At 56.0% G+C, this 24,895-nt stretch carries 21 protein-coding genes; 9 read left to right on the forward strand and 12 right to left on the reverse strand.

What is annotated here, in order from left to right; translation table 11 throughout:
• Nucleotides 1-164: 164 nt before the first annotated feature.
• Nucleotides 165-1,922, forward strand: a complete 1,758-nt coding sequence (gene menD, locus LKE08_RS15005) for a 2-succinyl-5-enolpyruvyl-6-hydroxy-3-cyclohexene-1-carboxylic-acid synthase (RefSeq protein WP_324705049.1) — start codon at nucleotides 165-167, stop codon at nucleotides 1,920-1,922.
• A 338-nt stretch (nucleotides 1,923-2,260) separates the two neighbouring features.
• On the forward strand, nucleotides 2,261-2,422 hold the full coding sequence (locus tag LKE08_RS15010) for a hypothetical protein (RefSeq protein ID WP_324705050.1): 162 nt from the start codon (nucleotides 2,261-2,263) through the stop codon (nucleotides 2,420-2,422).
• A gap of 33 nt (nucleotides 2,423-2,455) precedes the next feature.
• On the opposite strand, the gene LKE08_RS15015 is transcribed toward LKE08_RS15010, so the two are convergent.
• Nucleotides 2,456-3,694, reverse strand: coding sequence for a VWA domain-containing protein (locus LKE08_RS15015; protein ID WP_324705051.1), 1,239 nt, complete (start codon nucleotides 3,692-3,694; stop codon nucleotides 2,456-2,458).
• Nucleotides 3,695-3,953: 259 nt separating this feature from the next.
• Between LKE08_RS15015 and LKE08_RS15020 the strand changes: the two genes are divergently transcribed.
• From LKE08_RS15020 to LKE08_RS15035, 4 genes are all read left to right on the forward strand, one after another.
• Nucleotides 3,954-4,628, forward strand: coding sequence for an ATP-dependent Clp protease proteolytic subunit (locus LKE08_RS15020; RefSeq protein WP_324705052.1), 675 nt, complete (start codon nucleotides 3,954-3,956; stop codon nucleotides 4,626-4,628).
• 20 nt (nucleotides 4,629-4,648) lie between these two features.
• Nucleotides 4,649-5,287: an ATP-dependent Clp protease proteolytic subunit gene (locus LKE08_RS15025; RefSeq protein WP_324705053.1), complete on the forward strand. Its 639-nt coding sequence runs from the start codon at nucleotides 4,649-4,651 to the stop codon at nucleotides 5,285-5,287.
• Nucleotides 5,288-5,414: 127 nt separating this feature from the next.
• Nucleotides 5,415-6,011, forward strand: coding sequence for an ATP-dependent Clp protease proteolytic subunit (locus LKE08_RS15030; RefSeq protein WP_324705054.1), 597 nt, complete (start codon nucleotides 5,415-5,417; stop codon nucleotides 6,009-6,011).
• A gap of 109 nt (nucleotides 6,012-6,120) precedes the next feature.
• The gene (locus tag LKE08_RS15035; protein WP_324705055.1) at nucleotides 6,121-6,741 is read left to right on the forward strand and encodes a DnaJ domain-containing protein; all 621 of its coding nucleotides are present in this window, start codon (nucleotides 6,121-6,123) and stop codon (nucleotides 6,739-6,741) included.
• Nucleotides 6,742-6,797: 56 nt separating this feature from the next.
• On the opposite strand, the gene LKE08_RS15040 is transcribed toward LKE08_RS15035, so the two are convergent.
• From LKE08_RS15040 to LKE08_RS15050, 3 genes are read right to left on the reverse strand one after another with little or no spacing between them, the layout of a single operon-like run.
• Entirely contained in the window at nucleotides 6,798-7,421 is a 624-nt protein-coding gene (locus LKE08_RS15040) for a LysE family translocator (RefSeq protein ID WP_324705056.1), read from the reverse strand.
• A gap of 17 nt (nucleotides 7,422-7,438) precedes the next feature.
• Nucleotides 7,439-8,908 (reverse strand): DUF2079 domain-containing protein, encoded by a 1,470-nt coding sequence (locus tag LKE08_RS15045; RefSeq protein WP_324705057.1) that lies wholly within the window; start codon nucleotides 8,906-8,908, stop codon nucleotides 7,439-7,441.
• A gap of 45 nt (nucleotides 8,909-8,953) precedes the next feature.
• Nucleotides 8,954-10,468 carry a DUF2079 domain-containing protein gene (locus LKE08_RS15050; protein WP_324705058.1) on the reverse strand — a complete coding sequence of 505 codons (1,515 nt, stop codon included), beginning with the start codon at nucleotides 10,466-10,468 and terminating at the stop codon, nucleotides 8,954-8,956.
• A 182-nt stretch (nucleotides 10,469-10,650) separates the two neighbouring features.
• On the opposite strand from LKE08_RS15050, the gene dxr reads away from it, so the two are divergent.
• Nucleotides 10,651-11,841 (forward strand): 1-deoxy-D-xylulose-5-phosphate reductoisomerase, encoded by a 1,191-nt coding sequence (gene dxr, locus LKE08_RS15055; protein WP_324705059.1) that lies wholly within the window; start codon nucleotides 10,651-10,653, stop codon nucleotides 11,839-11,841.
• A 143-nt stretch (nucleotides 11,842-11,984) separates the two neighbouring features.
• On the opposite strand, the gene LKE08_RS15060 is transcribed toward dxr, so the two are convergent.
• From LKE08_RS15060 to LKE08_RS15070, 3 genes are all read right to left on the reverse strand, one after another.
• On the reverse strand, nucleotides 11,985-13,991 hold the full coding sequence (locus LKE08_RS15060) for a calcium-binding protein (protein ID WP_324705060.1): 2,007 nt from the start codon (nucleotides 13,989-13,991) through the stop codon (nucleotides 11,985-11,987).
• 577 nt (nucleotides 13,992-14,568) lie between these two features.
• Nucleotides 14,569-15,825, reverse strand: coding sequence for a glycosyltransferase family 4 protein (locus tag LKE08_RS15065; protein ID WP_324705061.1), 1,257 nt, complete (start codon nucleotides 15,823-15,825; stop codon nucleotides 14,569-14,571).
• Nucleotides 15,826-15,852: 27 nt separating this feature from the next.
• On the reverse strand, nucleotides 15,853-17,442 hold the full coding sequence (locus LKE08_RS15070; protein ID WP_324705062.1) for a sulfotransferase domain-containing protein: 1,590 nt from the start codon (nucleotides 17,440-17,442) through the stop codon (nucleotides 15,853-15,855).
• Nucleotides 17,443-17,615: 173 nt separating this feature from the next.
• Here LKE08_RS15070 and LKE08_RS15075 point away from each other — a divergent pair, with 173 nt between their 5' ends.
• Nucleotides 17,616-18,323, forward strand: coding sequence for a methyltransferase domain-containing protein (locus LKE08_RS15075; protein ID WP_324705063.1), 708 nt, complete (start codon nucleotides 17,616-17,618; stop codon nucleotides 18,321-18,323).
• Nucleotides 18,324-18,507: 184 nt separating this feature from the next.
• Here the strand turns inward: LKE08_RS15075 and LKE08_RS15080 are convergent, their stop codons facing one another.
• On the reverse strand, nucleotides 18,508-19,092 hold the full coding sequence (locus tag LKE08_RS15080; protein WP_324705064.1) for an NAD(P)H-dependent oxidoreductase: 585 nt from the start codon (nucleotides 19,090-19,092) through the stop codon (nucleotides 18,508-18,510).
• Between the two features lie 370 nt (nucleotides 19,093-19,462).
• Complete coding sequence (locus LKE08_RS15085; RefSeq protein WP_324705065.1) at nucleotides 19,463-20,161, reverse strand: pirin family protein; 699 nt, start codon at nucleotides 20,159-20,161, stop codon at nucleotides 19,463-19,465.
• A gap of 123 nt (nucleotides 20,162-20,284) precedes the next feature.
• Between LKE08_RS15085 and LKE08_RS15090 the strand changes: the two genes are divergently transcribed.
• Nucleotides 20,285-21,175 carry a LysR family transcriptional regulator gene (locus LKE08_RS15090; protein ID WP_324705066.1) on the forward strand — a complete coding sequence of 297 codons (891 nt, stop codon included), beginning with the start codon at nucleotides 20,285-20,287 and terminating at the stop codon, nucleotides 21,173-21,175.
• Between the two features lie 77 nt (nucleotides 21,176-21,252).
• Here LKE08_RS15090 and psb28 read toward each other — a convergent pair whose 3' ends face one another.
• The 3 genes from psb28 to LKE08_RS15105 all read right to left on the reverse strand — a co-directional run bounded on the left by psb28 (nucleotide 21,253) and on the right by LKE08_RS15105 (nucleotide 24,721).
• Nucleotides 21,253-21,588 (reverse strand): photosystem II reaction center protein Psb28, encoded by a 336-nt coding sequence (gene psb28, locus LKE08_RS15095; protein WP_324705067.1) that lies wholly within the window; start codon nucleotides 21,586-21,588, stop codon nucleotides 21,253-21,255.
• A 292-nt stretch (nucleotides 21,589-21,880) separates the two neighbouring features.
• Entirely contained in the window at nucleotides 21,881-24,256 is a 2,376-nt protein-coding gene (locus LKE08_RS15100; protein WP_324705068.1) for a DUF1565 domain-containing protein, read from the reverse strand.
• Between the two features lie 222 nt (nucleotides 24,257-24,478).
• Nucleotides 24,479-24,721, reverse strand: coding sequence for a hypothetical protein (locus tag LKE08_RS15105; protein ID WP_324705069.1), 243 nt, complete (start codon nucleotides 24,719-24,721; stop codon nucleotides 24,479-24,481).
• Between the last annotated feature and the right edge of the window lie 174 nt (nucleotides 24,722-24,895).

Consider the following 24,895-nt stretch of genomic DNA (forward strand, 5'->3'; position numbering starts at 1 on the left):
CTTGTCACAGGCAAGATGCCCGGGCTACAAAAGCGATCGCGTAAAACAAGCTTCTAGCTTGTCACAGGCAAGATGCCTGGGCTACAAAAGCGATCGCGTAAAACAAGCTTCTAGCTTGTCACAGGCAAGATGCCTGGGCTACAAAACTGATTGAGGAATTACAATTGAGTTTTTTTAATGCACCCAATCTTAACATCCTGTGGGGGACGCTATTAGTCGAAGAATTGATTCGCAATGGTATCGATTATTTTGTCCTTTCTCCCGGTTCCCGTTCCACCCCGCTGACGGTGGCGATCGCCCGCCATTCCAAAGCGAAACGCCGGGTTTGTGTGGACGAACGGGGGGCCGCATTTCACGCGATCGGCTACGCGAGGGCGACGGGAAATCCCGCCGTTTTGATCTCGACATCCGGTTCCGCCCCCGCCAACTATTTCCCCGCCGTGATCGAAGCATCCGCCGATCGCTTACCCTTGATTATTATCTCCGCCGATCGCCCCCCGGAATTGCGGCAGACGGGGGCAAATCAAACCATTGATCAAGTCAATCTTTACGGAAATTACACTCGCTGGACGTTCGATCTTCCCTGTCCCGATGAAAGCATCTCTCCCGCCGTCGTTTTAACCACCGTCGATCAACTCATTTACCGTTCCCGGCGATCGCCCTGCGGTCCGGTTCACCTCAATTGTATGTTTCGGGAACCCCTCGCCCCGACAGATTCCGCCATTTCGGACGGTTACACAATCCCCTTGAAACGATGGTTGAACGGCGATCGCCCCCGGACGATTTACGAACTCCCGAAAGCGACACCGACTCCCCAAACCCTGCAACAGATCGCCGCTATTTTGAACGAAACGAAACGGGGAATCTTGGCGATCGGGGCGTTATCATCTCCCCGAGAAGTCGCCGCCATTTCCGAGTTGGCGAAACGGTTACAATTTCCCATTTTTGCCGATATCCGTTCCGGCTTGCGGCTGGGGAATTCCCTCCCCGAACAGATTCGATATTTCGATTTTCTACTATCCGCCGAAATTTGGAATAACTCCGAACCCATCGAAACGGTTTTACAGATCGGCGATCGCATCCTCTCCAAACGATTTTTGCAGCAGTTGGAACAGCATCCCCCCGCCAATTATATCGTCATCCTCGACGAACCCAGCCGCCACGATCCCACCCACGCCGTCACCCACCGAATCGAAAGCGATATCGAAATTTTCTGTCGGAATCTATCGCCATTTTTGATATCTAAAATTTCCGAAACTTGGAAAAATAACCTCTCGAAAACCGCTCAAAAAATCGCCGACGCGATCGCAGACAGTTTGACACCAGAATCGGATTTAAACGAGATCGCGATCGCCCGCGAAGTCTCCCGCCACATCCCCCCCGACAGTGGCTTATTTTTATCTAACAGTATGCCCGTCCGCGACATGGATAACTATGGACTTTATGGCGGAAATTATGTTAGAATAGGAGCCAACCGGGGAGCCAGTGGCATCGACGGAATTATCGCCTCCGCCACGGGTTTATGTCAGGGGTTGAATGCCCCCACGACTTTGATAATTGGAGATCTGGCATTTCTGCACGATTTGAACTCCCTTTCCTTGGTGCGATCGCTCCCCCATCCCCTGTGGATTATCGCCATCAACAATAACGGCGGCGGCATCTTCTCCTTCCTGCCCATTTCTCAATTTGAGGACGTATTTGAACCCTATTTCGGCACGCCCCAAAACCTCAATTTTTCCCACGCCGCCAAATTATTTGATATCGAATATTTTTCGCCCCAAACTTTGGAAGACTTCGTGAGAGATTATAAACGTGCGATCGCCTCCCAGCAATCCGCAATATTGGAAGTCAAAACCGACCGCCAAAACAATCGAGAATTGCATCAAAAAATAACCCAAAAGAAGGGTCTCCAGCCCCCCTAGCCCCCATCCCCCCCAGCCCCCCTTTGTAAGGGGGGAGTAAGGGGGGAGTAAGGGGGGAGATCGGGGGGAGATCGGGGGGAACCGCAGAATAGACTCCCCTCGCCCAGAATTGGGAGAGGAGCCGGGGGTGAGGGCGAGAAAGGTTTCCGGGTTGGCGAAGATCGGATGTATCATTTAATGTTATGGCAATGAGCGCTCGGGTGTTAACAAATTCGGGGGAACCTCGAAAACTTCAAAACCTCGATTCAAAGGGGCTTTGAGTTCTCCCGACTCCCGACTCCCGACTCCCGACTCCCGCGCGCAGCGCTATCAGTTCATCCATCCCCCGATCGCCCGCCGTGCTATCTTTTCTACTGGTCATCGCCGTCCTGTTCGTCAGCTCGCTGTTCACCTCTATTTTTATTCTCGCACCCGTCAACTTCCTCGCTTGGCTGCACCTGCCCAGTTGGACGGGGTTGGTGGTGCTGGGGCTGTTCGTAGCCTGGTGTTTGGGAGAATAGGAAATATAGGGCGGGCAGAACCCGCCCCAGCGACTATTTCAGCGTCGTTTTGGAGACGATGCGGGTTTTCTTACGATCGCCCTCGGAAAGCTCCTCGCCCGACTGGAGGCGGGTGGCGCTACTCTGGAGGACGGTGGCACCGCTTTTGTCGCCCATCTGCAAGGCCGTTTTCGCCGCCGTCTGCAACATCGTGGCGGCCCCGGCGCGATCGCCCTGCTGCAACTTCGTTTCGGCGATCTGAGTCTGCCGGTACTTCGCCAGGGCGTAAATGTGCTGCTGCACCTGCTTGTCCGCAGTGGGGCGGTAGTCGCCGATCACGTTGGCCTCCACCAGCATCGGTTCGGAGTAGAGGTTTTCCACCGCCAACGCCGGATCGTCGTAGCGGACCTGGACTTGCGCGATCGCCTGCTTTCCGGGCGCTAATTTGCTGATATACAAATTCGCCAAAACCACCCGTTCCGTATCCTTCATCAGATCCCCCAGACGCACCGCAAAGCGATCGCCCTCCGACTGGACGGGCAGTTCGATCGTGTCCGGGGACACCTGGGCGATGGGCTTCAATTCCGCCAACCGCACGTTGGGAAACAGGGAAAATAACAAATAAGAATTGGTCAGCCCCACGGACTGCATCCGCGTAAATAGACGTCCGAACTCGTCGATCGCCTGTTCCGGATATTCGATATAGGCCAGGGCCCCGCCAGCCGCGTCGGCAATTTTTTCCAAAACATCCTGGTTCCAATCGTCGCCGAACCCCAAAGAATTGATGGTGAGGTTGTACTCCGTCGCCAATTTTGCCAGCTTCAGACAGCGATCGTTATCCCCGTGCTCGTTTTCCCCGTCGGTGAGCAAAAACGCCTGGGAAATCCGCTCCTGCTTGCCCTTTCCCAACTCCTCGATCCCCAGCTTCAAGCCCTCGTCGATCGCGGTGCCGCCGGACGTCCGCAGGCGGTCGATCTGCTTTTTGATCCGGTCGGGGTCGATGATATCCTGGTTGGGAACCAAGACCTTCGCCCGGTGGTCGAAGGCGATCACCGAAATGCGATCGCCCGGGTTGAGGCGATCGATGAGTTCCCCCGCCGCCTGCTTGACGGTATCCAGCGGTCGGCCGCTCATCGAACCGCTGTGATCTAAAATCAGGCAGAGATTCAGGGGAATGTGGCTTTCGAGCGACTCGGGAAGGGCCGAAATCGAAATGGCGAGTTGACGCTGGCTCGATCCCTGGTTCGCATCGACGTTGGGATCGTTGAGAGCGGGTTGCAAACTGACTTTCATCGAAGACCTCCGGGAATTTTAAAATCCCATCCGTAATAAAGGCGGACAAACGGCGCACGCACTCCGGTCGGCGGAGCGATCGGGGGGGAATTCCCTACCCGCTCCCCGGGAAGACCGATCGAGAGTTGCGTTACTATACATTAATAGTTTACCCGCACCCGGCGATCGCACGGGTCAGGTCTGATGGCAAGGACGTTTGACCCGACAACTGGCGGTCTGCCCGAATGCCACATCCTTGATGAGTTCATTGGTTTAAACCGTGCAATCACCCTACTACTACAGTGACAGTGCAATGCGGACGCCCCCGCCCGATCTTCCGTCCTTGTTGCTCAAGGAACGGATCATCTACCTGGGATCGCCGCTGGTATCTGCGGACGAATACAAGCGACAACTCGGCGTCGATGTCACCAAACTGATCATCGCCCAACTGTTGTACCTGCAATTTTCCGATCCGGAAAAACCCATTTATTTCTACATCAATTCCACCGGGACTTCCTGGTACACCGGAGATGCGATCGGTCAGGACACCGAAGCCTTCGCCATCTGCGACACCATCAACTACGTCAAACCCCCCGTCCACACCATCTGCATCGGTCAGGCGATGGGCACCGCGGCGATGATCCTCTCCTCCGGAACCAAAGGATTTCGGGCCAGCCTCCCCCACGCCACCATCGTCCTCAACCAACCTCGCATGGGGATGGGGCGCTCCCAGGCCACCGACATCCAAATTCGGGCCAAGGAAGTCCTGGCGAACAAAACATCCGTTTTGGATATTTTGTCTCAGAATACCGGCCAGCCGGCGGAGAAAATTGCCAAAGACACCGACCGGATGTTCTACCTGACGCCGGAACACGCGAAAGAGTACGGACTCATCGATCGCGTCCTGGAAAGCACCAAGGAACTGCCCACACAAATTCCCGCCGGGATTTCGTAAACTCTTTTCTGTTAGCAACTATGCCTGTCGATGACATTCTTCGCGTCCCCTACCAAATTCCTGGCAGCCAACAGTGGCGGTGGATCAACATCTACACCCGCCTCAGTCAGGAGCGGATCGTTTTTCTCAACCAACCGCTGACGACGGGCGTGGCCAATTCCCTCGTCTCGTCGATGTTGTATCTGGACTCGGAAGATCAAAATAAACCGATCTACCTGTACATCAACTCCATCGGCGACCCCGTTTTGGCGGGGATGGCGAACGAGTCGATGGGGATGATGTCCGTGATGGCGGCTTTGGCCATCTACGACACGATGCAGCACGTCAAATCCGAGATCTTGACGATCTGCATGGGTCAGGCGGTGGGGATGGCGGCGTTGCTGTTGGCCTGCGGTACGAAAGGAAAGCGGGCCAGTCTCCCCCACGGGATGATCACCCTGTACAACCCCCAGACGGTCACGCAAGGACAGGCCAGCGACATCCAAGTTAACGCCGAAGAGATCATCTCGAAACGGCAGTTGATGATGCAGATTTTTCACGAACACACGGGTCAGTCCGTCGAACGGATCACGAAAGACATGAACCGGACGTTTTACATGACCCCCGAACAGGCCCAAGAGTACGGCATCATCGATCGCATTTTAAAGCAACCCAGTTGATGTTCGGGTCGGGAGATGAGGACGGAATTTTTGAGAATTCTCACGTCTCAATTTTCCCCGCACCCCACGCCCCAAACTTGTTAAAAAATCCTTTGTTCAACCTCACGAAACGAGAGAAGTAAAAGTCATGCCCATTGGTGTCCCCAGCGTTCCATACCGCCTCCCCGGTAGTACCTATGAACAGTGGATTAATATTTACGAACGGCTGTTCCGGGAGCGGATCATCTTTTTGTCAGAAGAAGTCAACGATGGTATTGCGAATGCGATCGTGGCTTATATGCTCTATTTGGACTCCGAAGATCCGTCCAAACCGATTTACCTCTACATCAATTCCCCCGGCGGCTCGGTGACGGCGGGCATGGCGATTTACGATACCATGCAGTACATCAAATCCGAGGTCGTCACCATCTGCGTCGGTCTAGCCGCGTCGATGGGGGCGTTCCTGCTGGCGGCGGGGACGAAGGGCAAACGCTTGGCCCTGCCCCACGCCCGGATCATGATCCACCAACCCCTCGGCGGCACTCGCGGACAAGCCAGCGACATCGAAATCGAGGCTAAAGAGATCCTGCGAATTCGCACGGTCCTCAACGAGATGCTGGCCGAACGCACGAGCCAACCTCTGGAAAAGATCGAGAAAGATACCGATCGCGACTATTTCCTCTCGGCTCGAGAAGCCTACGACTACGGCCTCATCGACCAGGTGATCGAGGAGCGCCCGGTTTAGCGATCCGCCCCGTTTGGGGTACACTTTCGACGATGCCCGCCTCAGTTCGCGATGGTTGTGAACGCGGGGCGGGTTTGGCGACGGGTTCAACTGGGACAAACAGACCGAAATGGATACGACGGATTACTATCGCAGGTTGGGTTTGAGGGCGGGGGCGAGTTTGGAGGCGGTGAAGGCTTCCTACCGGCGACTCGCCCGCCAGTACCATCCGGACGTCAACCCCGACGATGCGGAGGCACAGGAGCGGTTTATCGCCGTGACGGAGGCTTACAAATATCTGCTCGATGTGGCGAAACCGGAGGCGGAGATGGCCTGGGCGGCGACATCATCCCCCGGTGTTCGGGACGTTTCACCCCCCCGCTACCAACCCGTCACACCGAAGATTTACCGCAAGGCGCCACCCATTCAATTCAACCCGGAACTCTCGGAAATCGAGCGGAAATTGAAGGAAAATTCCTATCGGGAATTGCAGCAACTCCTCAAATCTCGGCGATTTCCCCGGGCGATCGCATTGGCGGAGGGACTGGCGGCTAGAATCCCCCAAGACCCGGAAATTCGCCAGTGGCAGGCGATCGCCTACCAACGTTGGGGGCGGCATCTGATCAAAGAACGCCAGCTCGAAAAGGCTCGAAATTATTTGAAAAAAGCCCTCCGTACCGACCCTCACAACCGCGCCTTGTGGGCGGAAGTGGAGCGGGATTTCCGGCAGTTGGAACAGATTTATTTTTGAGACGCTCTCGCCCTCTCCCCCGACCCCTCTCCCAATTCTGGGAGAGGGGAGTCAATTCAACGCAGGAATAGCATCAAAACCGCCGCGCCGATCATCAGGCTTCCGGCGATTTTGTTGAGGAGAACGCCCAATTTCGGGCTGAAATACAATCCGGCCCGACTGGCGGCGATCGCATAAGCAATCTTCGTCCCGCCAACCGTCAAAACCGCGACCCAAATCGCGATCGCAATATCGAGAGGGGTCGCCGCGTCGAGGTCGAAAAATGCCGGGAAAAAACCCAGGTAAAAAAAGACGGCTTTTTGGTCGGCTAAGGTAATCAGAAGTCCCGCCAAGAAACTGGAGAATAAAGAAGCATCTCGGGTTCCCTCGACGGTACGCGGTTTCGCCCGGGTTCTCCACAGTTTGACCCCCAACCAGATCAGATAGCCGCAAGCGAAATATTTCACGAACACGAACAGATCGCCCGTCGCCTCCACGAGCATCGCCAGACCGCCGATCGCCAGTAAAATAAAAATGATGTCGCCCGCGACGACTCCGGCGGCGGTGAGGATGCCGTGAATCAATCCGGAGGAGACCGATCGCGCTGATACCGCCAACACGCTGGCACTGGGGAGCGCGGCGAGGACCAGCAGGGTCAAAAACATGGCGACGATACTCGTTAAAGACAGTGTAACATCCATTTTAATATCCATCCATTTTAATAAATTTTCTTGAACAAATACACGTCATCTTGTGAATATTGAATTTCAAAGTCGTCACTATTTTGGAGATTTTCAAATAAAAAATTGGCAAATTCGCGGCTGCTTCTCCAACCCGGATGGCGGAGATTTAATAACACCTGGTCGAATTGGGTCAAATCGGGAATTTTCGCATCGGAATTGGTGAACTCGATCGCCCTTCGGTGGGTGAGGTGGGGGGCGAGATTGGCGGTGGTGAGAACGCTGCCGTCGGGGTAAACCCGGGCCACCGCATTTCCACTGGCCGACCAAGTGTCGATTTCCTCCAAATAAATCGACCAAAAATAGCCGAATTTTGCCAGAGAAACAAACCCAATCAGCGACCAAACAACGATTAATTTGTGCAGGTTATAATTGAAACTTCCGATACATTGGATCGAGCGATCGCGCCAGAACCAAACCCACAGATACTTTCCCAAATAGCCCTTTCCTTCCGCCAAAGTTGCAATTATTGCGACCATCAAAAAAGGCACGATGGGAACCGAATATTGGTGGATCAAATCCCGCTGGGCTTGAATATCAGATAACATATTTTTGGCCAACACCGGCACGGTGGCAACTAAAGGGCTGAGGTGGCGGGGGGACAGCCAAAAAATCACCGGAGAAAAGACGAGGGCGAGATATTCCAAAGAATCCGGAGAAAAGACCCGTTCTAATACCCGTTTCGGTTTGAAGACTAAATTAATTATAATTTCGGGGATCGAGTCTCCCAAATAAGTGTAGCGGCCGACCCCACCCGGCCCCCCTCCTTCTTTAAAATAAGGAATAATGACACCGACGGCGATCGCGAACCAAACCGTACCCAAAAACAGTGCGATCGCGCCGCAGCGACGTTTTTTCTCGCAAAAATACAGCCAAAACCCCATCCCAATTACAGTCAAAGATAGGGCATCTTTGCAGCCCAAAATCCAAATAATTGCCACCGTAAACCAGAGGGTGCGATCGCACCGCGCCGCCAAAATTGCCGCCAGCAAAGCGGGTCCAGCCATGACCTCCGGGTGAAAGTCGAATAAATTGATATTGAAAACGACGGGATACAGCAAATAAGCCGCCGCCACCGCCGCAGAAACCCGCCGATCCAACCCCGCCAGCCGCGCCAAACCCCAGGTCGGCCAGACCCCGGCAGCCAGGGAAATTGCCTGCACCAAAAACAGCCAGTAAACCGACGGATAAATCCAGTATAAAATCCCGAGGGGATATACCGCCCAAGCCGCGTGATTTCCCATGTGATGAATGTTGAGAAAAGAAGAGATCGGCGGTTCGCCCCGGCTGATGAGATAAACCACCTGGTCGTAAATTCCCAACTCGAAGGCGGTAGACTGAAACAAATTGTGCCGGAGGCTGCTGGCGGCAAATAAAACAACAAATGCGATCGCCATCATCAGGGCGACGGGGTGAAATTGAAACCGTTTCGATGGGGAAAAAGACACCTTTTGACTCGGTACATTGGTACGCCTGATCGGGGTTCGGCGATTTTACTCGGGAGATGCTTCCCGGACATCAAGACGTCGGAAAACCATCACATCATTTTGCTGATAGAGAGTTTGAAATTCGGGGTCGGCGGCCAACCTGCGGGCGATCGCTTCCCCCGTCTCCACCGTATCCGGCCAGGGATGGCGTCGGTTTAAAATCACTGTATCAAATTCTGTCAAATCCCCGTCGGCGGACACCTGACTCAAGAGTTTGAGGACGCGGCGGTGGGTGAGGTGGGGGGCGAGATAATTGTCCGTCAAAACGGCCGTTTGGGGTCGAACCGTCGCCACGGCTTCCCGCGTCGCCTGCCAGGTGTCGAGGCGTTGGGTGTACTCCAAAAATCGCCCGTATTTTCCATACAACAGGAAAATTAATAAAGACCAAAGCACGATCGCCTTGGGGAGAGACAGGGGAAACTTATCCGTATTTTGCCACTTTTGCCACAGGTGATTCAAACCGCCCCAGAGGGTGTTTCCGTTTCCGGCCAAACTCGCGATCGCCGCCAGCAGTAAAAATGGAATCACGGGGATGGAATATTGGTAGGCGAGGCTGCGTTGAAAGGAGACTTCCGAAAGGCTGTTAACGAGTAAAGTGGGGAGGGCGGGAATTAACGGTGTCAGGTGGCGTGGCGACAGCCACCAGAGGACGGGCAAGGCGAGGACGAATAAATAATCCAAGGTTTCCAGGGAGAACAATTTCCCCAAAACCAACTGGGGTTTCAGAAACAAATTAATCAAGATTTCAATAACAGAATTGCCCAGGTAGGTGTAACGCCAGACACCCGCCACTTCCTCGCCGCTAAATTGGGGGATAATGAGTTGGGTGACGATGACAAACCAGGCCGATCCCGCCATTAATGCGATCGCGCCGCACCCCCGCCGTTTTTCAAAAAATATCAGCCAGATTCCCAGGGCGATAATGGTCAGAGATAACACCGCCTTGCAGCCCAACACCCACAAAATCGCCGCGCAGAACCCGAAGATTTTTTGCCGTCGCGCCGCCAAAATTGCCGCCAATAAAGCGGGAAGGGCCATGACTTCCGGGTGAAAATCGAACAAATTGATATTGAAAACGACGGGATACAGTAAATAAGCCGCCGCCATTCCCAGAGACGTGCGATCGTCCAATCCGGCCCGCCGCGCCAAACTCCAGGTCGGCCAGGCCCCCGCCGCCAGGGAAATCGCCTGGACTACCAGCAGCCAGTAAACGCTGGGATAGATGCGATATAGCAATCCGAGGGGATACACGGACCAGGCGGCGTGATTTCCCATGTGGTGGAAGCCGAGAATGGAGGAGATGGGCGGCTGTCCCTGACTCATCAAATAGGTGACTTGATCGTAAATGCCCAAATCGAAGCCGGTGGATTGGAACATATAATGGCGGAGACTGCTGGTTATCAAAAAGATCGCGATCGCGCCCCCCATCATCCACAACAGGGCGTCCGGGGCGATCGCCACCTTCGATTTCGGCTGAGAAGTCGCAGATTCTGGGGACGTTTCCATTCCGGGTGTAGCCAACTGCAATTGATATCGCCCCTCATCGTAACAGTTTGGCGTGTAGGGTGTCGGGTGGGGTTGAAATTGTCGGGGTTCGCTGCCATTCGCCCTCCCCCGACTCTCGATTCTCGACTCCCGATTCCCGACCGATTGGGATCGCGGGACGGACTATTGTATCGTGGAAAAAACAAGCTAAAGAAAAGATGAAAGCAATCACACTTCTCGGTTCGACGGGTTCCATCGGGACTCAAACCCTCGATATTGTCGCCCACCACCCAGATCAATTCAGGGTTGTCGGGTTGGCGACGCGGGGCAATGCCGCCCTCCTCGCCGAACAGGTGCGGCAGTTTCGCCCGGAAATTGTGGCGATCTGCGACGAGGCGAAACTCCCGGAATTGCGGGAGGCGATCGCGGATCTGGACCCCCAACCCGTGGTTTTGGCGGGGGAGTCTGGCGTGGCGGAAGTCGCCCGCTACGGGGACTCGGAGGCCGTCGTGACCGGGATCGTCGGCTGTGCGGGGTTGCTGCCCACCATCGCCGCGATCGAGGCGGGGAAAGATATCGCCCTGGCGAATAAGGAAACCTTGATCGCCGGCGGGCCGGTGGTCAATCCCCTGATCGAGAAATACGGTGTCAAACTGCTGCCGGCTGACTCCGAACATTCGGCGATTTTTCAATGTCTACAGGGGGTTCCCGAGGGCGGGTTGCGGCGGATTATCCTCACCGCCTCCGGGGGGGCGTTCCGGGATTGGCCGGTGGAAAAGTTGCCGGAAGTGACGGTGGCCGACGCCATCAAGCACCCGAACTGGTCGATGGGGCGGAAAATTACGGTGGATTCCGCCACGATGATGAACAAGGGGTTGGAGGTGATCGAGGCTCATTTCCTGTTCGGTGTGGACTACGACGCGATCGAAATTGTCATCCACCCCCAGAGTATTATTCACTCTTTAATTGAATTGCAAGATACCTCGGTTTTGGCGCAGTTGGGATGGCCGGACATGAGGCTGCCGCTGCTGTACGCCCTGTCTTGGCCGGAGCGAATTTATACGAATTGGGAACCGCTGGATTTGGTGAAGGCGGGCAGTTTGACCTTTAAAGCCCCGGACGATCGCAAATATCCTTGTATGCAATTAGCCTACGCCGCCGGACGGGCGGGGGGGACGATGCCGGCGGTTTTGAACGCCGCGAACGAGCAGGCGGTGGCGCTATTTTTAGATGAAAAAATTGGATTTTTAGAGATTCCGAAGATGATCGAAATGGTCTGCGATCGCCACCGGGCAGATAACCGCCAAAATCCCACATTGGAGGACATTTTGGAAAGCGATCGCTGGGCGCGGGAGGCGGTCAACGAGGCGAGTCTGGCCGTCGATCAGAAAGTGGCGATTTCAATTTAAAAAAATCTGCATGATCACCAAAAAAACCCAGACATTCGATCTGGGTTTTTTTGATTCGCTTATCAACCGGGAAATTGACTTCCAATTGCCGCGATCGGCAACTCAGAACAATTTTTCAATTGCCCTGAGTGACTCGGTTTCAATTAAGCAATGATCAGAACGTCACCGCTGTTGATGCGCGGGAAGCTGCCGTCTTCCAACTGGGCAAATTGGGCGATGATGGAGGTTCCTCCGGCGTCGCTGCCGTTGGCATCGTACTTGAGCGCACCGGTGGCCTGTTCGTAAGCCAGCAGCGGGGAAGTGATGTTGGCATCGCCATCGGTGTAAACCCCCGTCGGGATGAGGACAAACTGGTTCGGTCCGAGTTCGTTTTCGCTGACGCCCGCAATCAGATCGAAGCCAAACCCACCCGTGTTAGTGTCTCGGCTGAACACGAGCTGGTCATTTTCGCCGGCGTTGAAGTCCGTGATGAAGTCGGCTTCCGATCCGGCGATCGCCGCCTGGAACCGATACAGGAACAGGTCTTGGCCGTCGCCACCCACCAAAGTATCCGCGTTGTAACCGCCTTCGAGGGTATCGTCGCCAGCTTCGCCGTTGAGGACATCGAGTCCGGTGCCGCCGAACAGGAAGTCGTTGCCGCCGCCGGCGATCAGGGTGTCGTCGCCGGCGCCACCGCCGGCGAATCCGGCGGCCACCGTACCGCCTTGCAGGAAGTCGGCGCCGGAACCGGTGCGGATGCTGTCGTTGCCGTCGCTCCCATCCACGGTGTTGCTGCCCAGGGTATCCAGGATAGTGAAGCCGACATCGAAGCTGCCGCCGGAGATGCTGTCATTGCCGAGCATATTGGCGCTGGCGGACAGGAGGGTGTCCCCGGTGCTGCCGAAGGCGATGGTATCGTTGCCGTCGCCGCCGTCGAGGACGTTGCTGAGGGCCGTGGTACTTGCACCGATAATGAAGTCGGCACCGGTTCCGCCGAACAGGCTAACCGTGAGGGGGACGGTGGAGGTGCGGACGAAGGCGCTACCGTCGAGGGTATCGTTGCCCACGCCGCCGTCCATGATGCTGAAGAATCCGAACAGGCTGTCATTGCCCTCGCCGCCGAACAGGGAGTCGCTGGCAAAGGCGGCGACGACCGTATCGTTACCGAAACCGCCGTCCAAAGTGCTGTTGCCTGCAAAATTGGGGAGGGAACTGGGAATACCTTGGGTGGTCAACTCGTTGGAGGTGTTGGTGGAGATAAAGTCGGCTCCACCGCCACCGAGTACGGAATCCTGAGCCGCAAAGCTGAGGATGGTATCGTTGCCGTCTCCGCCGTCGAGAAGGTTTTGGCCGTCTCCGAACGTACCGATCCCGCCCCGGATGGAGTCATCCCCGCCACCCCCGATCAACGTCACCTGGGTCAGGCCAATCAGAGCGGTCGTCGTATCGAAGGGACTGATGGAACCTTGGGGGTTCCGGGCCGATAGCGTGTCGTTGCCCAAATCCCCGCTGCCGTAGGACAAGTCGCCGACGACAACGACGGAGTCGTTATCCTGGCCGCCGTACAGGCTATCTCCGCTGCCGATACCGACGATCGTGTCATTGCCGATGTTGCCGCTAACGAAGTTGTTGCCTTGGTTGGCACCCCCAACGGCCGGGGGAACGAGGACACCAATGTTGCTGACACCGGAGGCGTTGTAGAAGCCGAGTTGGTCGTCTCCCTTGCCCCCGTACATCGAATCGCCACCCTGCAAGCCACCCAAAATGGTGTCTTCGTCCTGATTTCCGAATAAATAGTTGTTGGCGGCGACGCCGATGACGAAATCTCTGCCGGCTCCTCCGTAGAGGGTTGCGGACAGGTCCGACGAGAGGGTATCGCGGCCGTCTTCGCCCACGAGGGCGACACCGGTGGCCCGACCTTGTAGGGAGTCGTTTCCGGGGCCGCCGAAGAGGGTGTCCCCGCTTCCTTCGCTGGTGAGGACATCGTTGCCGCTGATGTCGCTGCCGACCAGGCTATCGCCGTAAATCAGACTCCCTCCCAGGGTTGCGGAGGTGATGGTGTCATTTCCTCCGATCCCCAGGATGGTATCTGGCCTGGGGGCAAAAGGTGCGTTCTGATTGTATGAATCAGGACCGCTGGTGAGAATGGTTATACCTGTTCCAGATGTCATTTTGTTTCACTCCTCCGCAATGATGTTCTTGAGCCGTTGGGACGACAGACACTGCCTGAAACACCAGAGTTTGTTCGGCAGTAGTTTAACCTTTTTAGCCTCAGCAAGTCTAGTCCCTTGCCCACACGCCCGGCGGCGATGTCCGTGGGACTATTTAGATCTCCGGGGTCTATTATCATTGGTCTGGCGATCGCTTTTCCCTGAATCGTCTTCTAATCACTACTCTTATTAGATTGATTTGGGTCCCCGTAAAGTTTAGACGGAACATCTCTATCTCGGGTTCCTTGGAGGCTCCCACTCCGATCGCTTCTGGCTAAAAAAAAGCCGGATGCCATTGACAAGAGCCGTTCGAGAACGGTGATTTTTCACGGGGACTCCCCCCCCGTTTTCTCCACATTCAATTGATGCCAACGCCCCTCCAAAGTCACGGGTTGAGCCTCGATTTTATCGGGACGATCTGTGGGATTTCATCCCCCGGGCGGGAGAAACAAGAAACCGAATCTCGGCGGTCGAATCCCACCCGCCGCCCGAAGTCCCCCATTGGGAGGGACTCCGGCCGTCCGACCCTCGCCCTCACCTAGGCGACGACCACCGGCGACGACCGGGCGGCGACCGGCCGGCCTCCCCGGGCGACTTCTTCGATCAACTGCAGTTGTTCGGACAACAACTCGGAGAGATCGTAACGCTCCACAACCGTCTGGCGGGCGCGATCGCGCAATTCGGCCATCCGGTTCGGGTGGTCGAGGACCTCGTCCACGCGATCGGCGATTTGCTTGGGGGAAAAGAAATCCACCAACAGGCCGTTGTCGCCGTCCCGAATCACCTCCCGGACGGGGGCGGTATCGGACCCGAGAACGAGGCAACCTGTGGAAAGCGTCTCTATCATAGACCAGGACAGGACAAAGGGTCGAGTCAAATAGATGTGGACGTCGGAGGCTTGGATCACCTTCAGATATTGGCCGTAAGGTAACGGGCCGACAAAGTGAATGCGGGACAGATCCAGGGGGATTTGTTCGAGCATTTTCTGCTTGTAACTCACGCCGTCCGGCAGAGATTTACCGTAGCAAACTCGCTCGGAACCGACAACGACCGCGTGGCAATTTGGCCTTCTTTCCTGTATGTACGCCATCGCTTCGATGAATTCTGGAAAACCCCGATAGGGTTCCATGCCGCGGGCGACGTAGGTGACGATCTCATCGACCCCACTCAAGTCCAAATTGGGCAGGATCAACTGGGCCGTCGGGTCGGGCTTGAAATAGGAGGTGTCCACGCCGTCATGAATGACGGAAATCTTCGATTGCAGTTCCGCAGGAAATTGCGATCGCTGCCACTCGGTCGGCGAAATCCCCCAATCACAAGAGTATAGATCGATCAGGATCGGAGAATTCTTCACCCGAATTCGGGCCATGTCGTCGATGGTCAGGGGATCGGCGGGGTCGAAATCCGCATCGGACCCTCTCGACCGGTAAAACCATTCAAAATAGCAGAGCAGGGGCGTATCCGGGAAGGCTTCTTTCACGAATAGCGTCGGACCCCAACCGGAATGGCCGCAGATGACATCGGGCACGAACCCCCGGGCTTTCAGTTGTTCGGCCATCCGGTACACCGCCTGACCGTAGATCACCGCACCCTCCAAACCCCGGACGTATTGGTGCGTTTCCGCGCTCGGGTCGCGGGTGGGCTTGAACAGGGCCTTCGTGACGCCCGGGATGTTCCACTCGGGGCGCTCGTTTTTGGTCCCGAAAACAATTTGGTTGTTGGGGTCCGCGCCGAGGGCGGTGATGATGTGCCGGTATTGGGCCGGAAAGTTGGGGTGCAGAAATAGTGCTCGCATGGTGAACCAGAAATTGGGCGATCGACATCACAGGGCAGGGGCACGGCAGATCCACACGCAGTCTCGGGGGACGGTGCGGGTGTCTTTGTGCAAGATCTCGTAGCCGATATGGGAGAGAAATTTTTCCATCAGACTATCCGTCATCACCGAAAAGGCGGTTCCCTGCCGGCGTCCGAGCAGGTTTCGATCCCAGTCTTTGAGGAATTTCTGCCAGCCGAGCTCGCTGAGGGTGTTGGTGTGGTGGAACAGACAGAGCCGATCGCCCTTCAATAATGGGGGGATGCGAGTCAGGTAGTTGAAAATATCCCGGGGCTCCAGGTGGACCATCGTATCGTAGCAGAAACACAGATCCAAAGATGCCGGCTCGATGCCGTCGAGGGTGATGCCGTCGAGTTTCACATAGCGAACCCGTTCATCTCCCAGGCGGTCCCGCGTCGCCTCCAACATCCGACCGGAAATATCCGCGCACACCAGGCGATCGCAGTAGTCGAGCAGCATGGCCGCCGTCCGCCCCCCCCCGATCCCGATTTCCAACACCGCGTGGTGTTTCCGGATATACGGGGCAATAAACCGCTCTTCGATGATCGCCTCGTATTCGGCCCGGGAATTCGCCGCCCCCGCCGCCTTGCCGATCCACTCGTCCCCGATGTGGACGAAATCCGGACTCGCACTCGTCCAATTTTGGGCGTATTCGTCCCAAGCCCCTTCGTAGTCGATTTTGATACTCTCGCTCACCGCTGCCTGCTTGACCTCCTGTGGGGGTAAACTCTCATTTTCGGAACCGGACTCGTCCCAACCCAGATCCCAGCCGAGAAATTGCGCCAACCGGCGGTTGTGGGGACGGAAATAGTCCCGCAACTGCCGGCGGATCGGTTCCGGAACCGGGGAATAGTTGCCCGCATTGTAGCGATTGTAATGGCTCGGGTGGTGTTCGGGCAGCTCCAAGAACTCGAAAACTCGGTTGACGGTGGTTTCGGGATCGGCATACAGATCTTCACTGCGGAGGATCAGAAATTGTTCCCGGGGAAAGACGGACATCCACCGTTGTAGCTGCTCCACATAAATGCCCCGGGATAAATAAGTATAGTTTTGATGGTTGAAACTGTAATAGCTCGGGTCGGCGAGGAGTTTCTCCGTCTCCAAGAGCAGCCGTTCGGGTTCGGCCGCGATCGCCTCCTCCAACGACAGCGGTTCGCACCCCAGGCCGACTTCCCAATAATAGTGCGAGATGGCGCGATCGACCGGATCTCTCAACAACACGATCAATTTCACCCCGGGACACCCTTCGTAGAGGCGTCGGGGAACGTGGGGATGGAATAAATAGTAAGGTGACCCCTCCCCACTCAGCAGGCGTCCGTCCGCAGTCGGGGGGAATTGCGATCGATACCAGTCCCAGCCGCGATCGTAGTGGAGGGTGAAAAAGTGGATTTCTTTACCCGTCGCCGGCAGAATCCGGGGATGTTGGCAGAGATATTGATACAGGGAATTGGTCCCCCCTTTTTGGGTGCCGATAATTATAAAGTGCGGCGGGGGTGCGATCGCCTTTGGCGCTGCGCTTCGCGCGATCGCGCCCGCTCCATCAGTCCTCGACGGCCAAACCCTATCTCCCGGTTCCATACCCACTCAGTTTAATTTGGCTAATTCCCAATTTCCCTAGAAATCATATACCTAATTCGGTTACAATCACCACGAAATCCGGGATGTCGGGGGGAAAAATTCGGGCGTTCTCCGCTCTTCCCACCCCCGCCCACTCTCCCGAACCGAATATTCGATCGCCATTTTTGGGTCTCATGTCAACTGAAACTTTAGAGCAAGAATCATTACTGTATCAGTTCCGCCGATTTTTTGCTGATCGGTATCTGTCCGGAGATGGAATTGAAGTCGGCGCCCTCAATCATCCCCTCATTGTCCCGGACGTCGCGCGGGTCAAATACGTTGATCGCATGGCCGTCCCCGACCTCCGCCGCCACTACCCCGAATTGGCGTCCGAGCCCCTGGTTGAAGTCGATATTATCGACAACGGCGAATACTTGGAAACCGTCGAAGCAGCCAGCCAAGATTTCGTGATCGCCAACCACTTTATCGAACACTGCCAAGACCCCATTCTGACGCTCAAAAATTTGCTCCGAGTCTTGAAAACTGACGGCATTCTGTATCTGGCGGTTCCCGACAAGCGCTATTCCTTCGACTGCGATCGCCCCGTCACCCCCTTCCCCCACCTGCTGCGGGACTACGAAGAAGGGCCGGAACAGTCCAAGCGGGAACATTACGAAGAGTGGATTCGGATCGTCGTCGGCGAAAAAGACGAAGACACCGCCGAAGAGATGGTCAAAAAGCTGATCAAGCGGGACTACAGCATCCACTTTCACGTCTGGCGATCGATTGACTTTTTGGACTTTCTGATCGCCCTCAAAACCCACCTCGATTTCCCCCTGGACGTTCAACGAATGTTTCAAAATGCCACCGAATTTATTACCATTTTGAGGAAAACGAGGTAGCGCCCTCACCTCGCCCTCACCCCCGACCCCTCTCCCAACTTTGGGAGAGGGGAGATCGATCCGACAGTAGACGATCGCACGTCTCTCGTTTGATGGGGACATTCCATTTTCAATCCTCTGAAGAGGATTTTCGCTCGTAGAGACCCCTGGCTTGCGCCCTCGGAAATCAATTCCCAAGCGGCTTCTAAATCAGCTTTGTCAGAATGCCGGTCAACTTTTCTCCCAATCCCAAAACGTCCTCCCGTTGCTTCTCATCTTTGATATTTCCAGCTTCGTCAAAAACCTGATAAGCATTCGGGATGGTTTTCTGTTCCGGAATCACCAAAACGCCGATACTCTCCAAAATCGAGCGGACGTGAAACAACCCCCGCAAACCGCCCAAACCCCCCGGAGAAGTCGCCATAATTGCCGCGACTTTTCCCCGGAAACAAGTTAAAGATAAAGGGGGTTCTCCCTCCTCCGGACGGGAGGCCCAGTCGATCGCATTTTTGAGCAGTGGCGTAATTGAACTGTTATACTCAGGAGAGGCAATTAAAAAGCCGTGGTGGGATTTCAACAACTTTTTGAATTCGAGGACGCTCTCCGGAAATCCTTCCCGATCCTGCAAATCTTGGTCGTACAGCGGCATGGGATAATCCCGAAAATCAATAACGGTGACATCTGCCCCCGCCTGTTTCGCCCCTTCTGCGGCGATCTTGACCATTTTTTTATTCAGGGACGCTTCCCGCGCACTGCCGGCGAATGCCAAGATTTTGGGTGTATTTTCCATTGATTTTACCTCAAAAATAAATCGATGATGGCGGATAACTTTTCGCGCTCAATCCGAATTTTGGGATAGAGCTTTTTTTGAGCTGGTGATATCAAATCCGAGCCAATACCCGGAAAAATCCGGTTGGATATCCACACCGCTTGGGAATCAATTCCCAAGCTAATAGCACAAATCCTCGGTCGAGGATTGGGAAGATTCGGCGGGCAAATGACCGAATTTGATATGAGTTACTTTCGGGGATTCAAAGTCCCCCTTATCAAGGGGGATAATGGGGGATCAAACGGCTCTAAGACCCGACAGATTTGATACGAGTGACTTTGGGAATTCCAAGTCCCCCTTATCAAGGGGGATAATGGGGGATCAAGCTGTATCACGGCAGATCGAAGATCAACACTTCGGCGGTGTCCGATGTCCCCGCCAGGGTGAAAACATCTGTTTCGTGGACGGCGACGCCATCTCCGGCGGTCAAATTGCGATCGCCCAACATCAACGAACCCCGGACAATTTGAACCCACGCCACCCGCCCCGGCAATACGGAATAACTGACCGTTTCTCCATATTTTAATGACGAGACGTACAAATTCACGTCTTGATGAATCCGAACGGAACCGTCGCGGCCGTCGGGAGATCCCACCAGTTGCAATTTACCCCGTTTTTCCGCTTCCGAAAAGGTTTTTTGTTCGTAACTGGGCCGGAGTCCCGGGCGATCGGGGACGATCCAAATTTGCAAGAAGTGGACCGGATCGGTTTGGGAGGCGTTGAATTCGCTATGGAGAATACCCGTACCCGCCGACATCCGCTGAACGTCCCCCGGACGGATGGTGGAACCGTTGCCGATGCTGTCCCGATGTTCGAGGGCACCGGACAGAACGTAGGAAATAATTTCCATATCCCGGTGGGGGTGGGTTCCGAATCCCCGCCCTGGTTGCACCCGATCTTCGTTGAGCACCCGCAGGCTGGAAAATCCCATGTGTTCGGGGTCGTAATATCCCCCGAAGGAGAAGGTGTGGCGGCTGTCCAACCAGCCGAAATTCGCCGTCCCGCGATCGCCACCATAACGAATTTTCATCTCCAAATCACCTCCGAGTTGAGTTCGAGTCCCGGTCTTTGCGATTAGCTTTATTCTAAATTGATTCTCAAAAAAAGACAATATATAATTTTATAGACAGTTTGTTTCTATTTTATTGACAATATGGATAAATTTGAATCCCTGCGGGCCTTCGATCGCGTGGTCGCCTGCGGGGGATTTGCGGCGGCGGCGCGGGAAATGGGACTGTCGCGGTCGGCGGTGAATAAATTGGTGATGCAGTTGGAAGGGCATCTGGGCGTCCAGTTGCTCCAGCGGACGACCCGCCGGGTCACGCCGACGGAAGTGGGTCTGGCCTTTTGCGATCGCGCCCGGGCCATCCTCGCGGAACTCGAAGCGGCGGAACTGGCCGTTTCCCAACTCCACGAAGAACCGAGGGGAACCCTGAAAATCAACGCCCCCATGTCCTTCGGCATCCTGCACCTGGGGCCGGCCGTGGCCGATTTCATGCGCCGATACCCCGATTTGCAGGTGCAACTCACCCTCAACGATCGCGCGATCGACCCGATCGAAGAGGGGTTCGACATGACCCTCCGCATCGCCAAACCCCCGGAATATACGACGTTAATTTACGAAGCGATCGCGCCGGTCGATCGCCTGCTGTGCGCCTCCCCCGGCTACCTGGAAACGGCGGGAATTCCCACCCACCCCCGGGAACTTCCAAATTATTCCTGTCTCCACTACGGCTATCTCGCCACCGGCAACCAATGGAAACTCGTCGGCCCGGACGGAGAACACACCATCCCCATCCGGGGGACTCTCTGTTCAAATAATGCCCAAGTTCTGGTCGAGGCGGCGGTGGCGGGGTTGGGCATCATCCTGACGCCGGATTTCATCGCGGCCAAACACTTGCAACGGGGAACCCTCCGCCCGATTTTGCCGGACTACCGCCCCCCGAAAATTTCCTTATACGTCGTCTACCCCCCCAACCGTTACCTTTCGGCAAAAATCCGCCTGTTCGCCGACTTTTTGCGCGATCGCTTTCAAAGAGAATAGGTAATCGGTAATAGGGAATGGGGAATGGGAAGAATCTCAAATCTCAAATCCCCACACCCCACCGAACACAACCCAATTTATGATTTGCTGAATTCCAAACCGTTTTGTTCGGCGTAGCGATTCATGAACCGCATGAATCGCTCCCATTCTTCGGGACTTCTCATCAAATAAACCGCCTCGATCGCGGTGGGTTTGCCGTTGATGAATTTGCCTTTGACTTCGCGGGTGGTGAGCTCGCCCTCTTCGTCGATCAAATACATCCCCGTGATCTCTTCCGTGGCATCGTCGGCCAGGGCTTTCGGATTTTCAAAGGTAAATCGGGCCGTTCCTTGGCTGCCATCTCTGGAACGGGTGAGCCGCACGTCCGGGATTATTTCTTCGTCAACTCCCCGAGAAAACTGAATTGAAGCCATAATTTTGGTCTTTAAACAACAATTAATTCACAATTTTTCTATCCCCACACCGTCTCCGTGCCGGGATGAGAGCAATTTTTTTGCATTTTATCATTCTAGTGCATCCCGATCGCATTTACCACTGTTTGACCAAATAGTAGTATTGCGGCGATCGGTAATGATGTGTCAACTGTCCGGGTACTCAGGATGATGAAAAGCCGGTTTCCATTCCCTACACCCTACACCCTACACCCTACACCCTACACAAAAGGGGACACCCCCTCGGATGTCCCCCAAATTGAGACGGCGGGAACTAGACGATATAAGGAGAATCGATCGCCTGAGCCCGGTCGATGGCCACCAAAGTTTGGTAGAGGATGGCCGAGATTTCGGCGCGGGTGATGTCCCGCTGCGGCGAGAGGGTGGTGCGGCTGGGGTAGTTCACCACGATCCGGCTGTCGGTGGCCGTCGCGATCGCCTCCGTCGCGTAGCTGGGGATCTGGGCGCGATCGGTGTAAGTGCCGAGGGAATTGGGATTACCCCCGGTCAACTTCAACCCGTTGATCAGCGACACGATCGCCTGGGCGCGGGTCAGATTCTGGTTGGGGCGGAAGCTGCGATCGGGGAAACCCGCCAAAAATCCGGCCCGGTTCGCCCGTTCGATCGCCATTTTCGCCCAAAAATCGATCGCCACATCCTTGAACGCCGTCGCCTCCCGGATGGGCGTCAGCTCGAAAGCCTTCGCCAGCAGAGCCGCGTGTTGGGCGCGGGTCAGGTTCTCGTTGGGGCGGAAACTGCCGTCCGGGAACCCGCTGATGATGTCCATATTCGCCAGGCGGATGATGAACTCCCGCGCCCAGTGTCCCGCAACGTCGCTAAAGGGCTCGTCGTCCGTCGGAGGCGGGGGCGTCGGGGGCGTCGGGGGCGTCGGCGGGGGGACGATATTGCTGTCGAACTCGATATCCCCCCGGGTGTTGGAGGGGTTGATCTCATTCCCGACGGAGATCAACTTGAACTTCCCGGCATTCTGGACGTCGTACTTGCCGTTATCCCGGAAAATATTGCCCCCCGAATCCTGATCGCTGCCCAAATCCGGCAGGGCCTCGGCGATGACCGTCAAACCGTCCTGGAGGTTTTTCTCGATCACATTCTTCCGCAACACCGGCTTGCTGCTGCCGGACAGGACGATTCCGGTACGGTTGTTGAGAATCTGGTTTTCGCTGATCAGCGGCGCCGCCTGGGCCTGGACTGCGATCGCGTACCCGGTATCCTCGAACTTGTTCCCGCGAATTTCCCCCTTGGCATTCCCCGCCAACGCCATGCCGTTGCCGGCATTCTTCTCGAAGTGGTTGCCGACAATTTCGGGAATGCCGGTTCCCGTGACGAAAATCCCCTCCCGCTTGGAGTTCGCGAACTGACAGTTCGCCACGACGCAGTACACGGACTCGATCCAGGCCCCGGTGCCGCGAATTTGGTCGTTGGTGACGCTCACCCCCCGCATCGCCGAATTATGTTCCATCAAAACGGTGATATTCTGCCCCGCCGCGCTGGGACTGGTGAAGCGGCCGCTGCCGGTAATTTGAATCCCCTCTCCCTTGGCGGCTTCGTTCCCCGCCAACGTCACGCCGGAGGGGACGAACAGGGGAAAGGCCTCTCCCGTCGCCGCCGAATAGTTTCCCGGCGCCAAGAGCACCACCGTCCCGGGTTCGGCCTGTCGGAGGGCGTGGGCGATGGTTTTGAACGGGGCGGACTGGCTCCCGGATCCCGAGTCGCTGCCGGTGGAGGAGTTGACGTAGAGCGTCGGCGGGGCGCTCGTCGGGGCGCTTTGGACGACGACGCGGATCTGGCCCTGGACGCGGCCGGCGTCGAGCAAGTTGCCGAAGGATGCGATCGCCTGAGTGCCGGCGTGGTTGATGTCGAATCCGCCGTTGTTGCGGATCATGTTGCCCCCCGGCTCTCGGGCGTTGCCGAAGTCGGGGACTGCATCGTTGGTAATCACGACGCCATCTCCGGTGTTGCGCTCGATCAGGTTGCGGCGGAGGACGGGGGTGGCATTTCCGGCGATCAGAATGCCGGAGCGATTTTCAAACAGGGTGTTGTCGCCGATGCGGGTGGCGGCGTTATCTTTGATGGAAATGCCGTAGCCGGTGCTCTGGAAGGTGTTGTTGAGCACTTCCCCCTTGGCGCTGCCTTCGAGGGAGAGGCCGTAGCCTTCGTTATCGACAAATACGTTGCTGAGGATGTTGGGGATTCCCGAGCCGGTGGCGTAAACGCCCTCCCGGCGGCAGCGGGTGAAGGTGCAGCGGACGACGTTGCAGGACGCGGACTCGATCCAGACCCCAGTGCCCCGGACTTGGCTGTTGGTGACGGTCACGCCCCGCAGTTCGGCGTTTTCCGCGATCGCGATCGTGACTTCCTGGCCGCCGGTGCTGGGGCTGCTGTAGCGTCCGCTGCCCTCGATCAAAATGCCGCTTCCGGTCCCGGACTCGTTGCCCACGACGGTGACTCCGGCGGGGATCATCAGCGGGAAGGCTTCCCCGTTGGCGCTGTTGTAGGTCCCGGTTTCCAACTGGATGAGAGTCCCCGACTCCGCTTGTTTTAGGGCGTGGGTCAAGGTTTTGTAGGGGGCGGACTGACTGCCGTCGCCGCGATCGCTGCCGGTAGATGGGTTGACGTAAATTGTTGCCATAATTCTGTCTGTGGATAACAAATTTATCTGCGCTGATTCTAAAATCGGGTTACACCCCCCGGACGAAAGATTCTGGACGAAACCCGGAAAAATTTAATCCAGTTCAATCATTGCGCGATCGGCAACCGTTAAGCAATCGGGTTTTTCGCCCTCCCGCGTTTCACCCCCGGGGGGTATCGCCCCGAATCGTGGCGGCACGCCGGGGGTGAAATCCCCGAGATTTTAAGCGGTTCGCAAATAACCCCCGATATGGTCGGCCAGTTCGTCGCTCAGGGGCGTGGTTCCGCCGAGCAATTCGTGGCTGTGATTCAAGTGGCTCAGGGCATCGACCCGCCAAGAAAAGGCTTGATTTTCCGGATTTTCGTACCAGACGGTAATTTGATAACAGTAGGTTTCCCGGCGAACGGCGTCGCGGAGATAGTGCCCGTAAATTCCTTCGATTTTGGGTAAATTTTTGGGATTCATAAGAATAGACCCTCCCTCGGACAAATATGGATGTCAGTTGAGGCGTATTTTTACCGTCTCTTTCACGCTGGGAAGGGGGAATTCGGGAGGCTTTAGGTTTTCTTAACGGATTCGGAGGACTGCATGAGGGTCCAGATCAGATCGCCGAGAGAGTCGGTGTCGTCGAGGGGTGGG

It is taken from the genome of Lyngbya sp. CCY1209 (genome assembly GCF_035615495.1).
GTDB lineage: Bacteria > Cyanobacteriota > Cyanobacteriia > Cyanobacteriales > Microcoleaceae > Limnospira.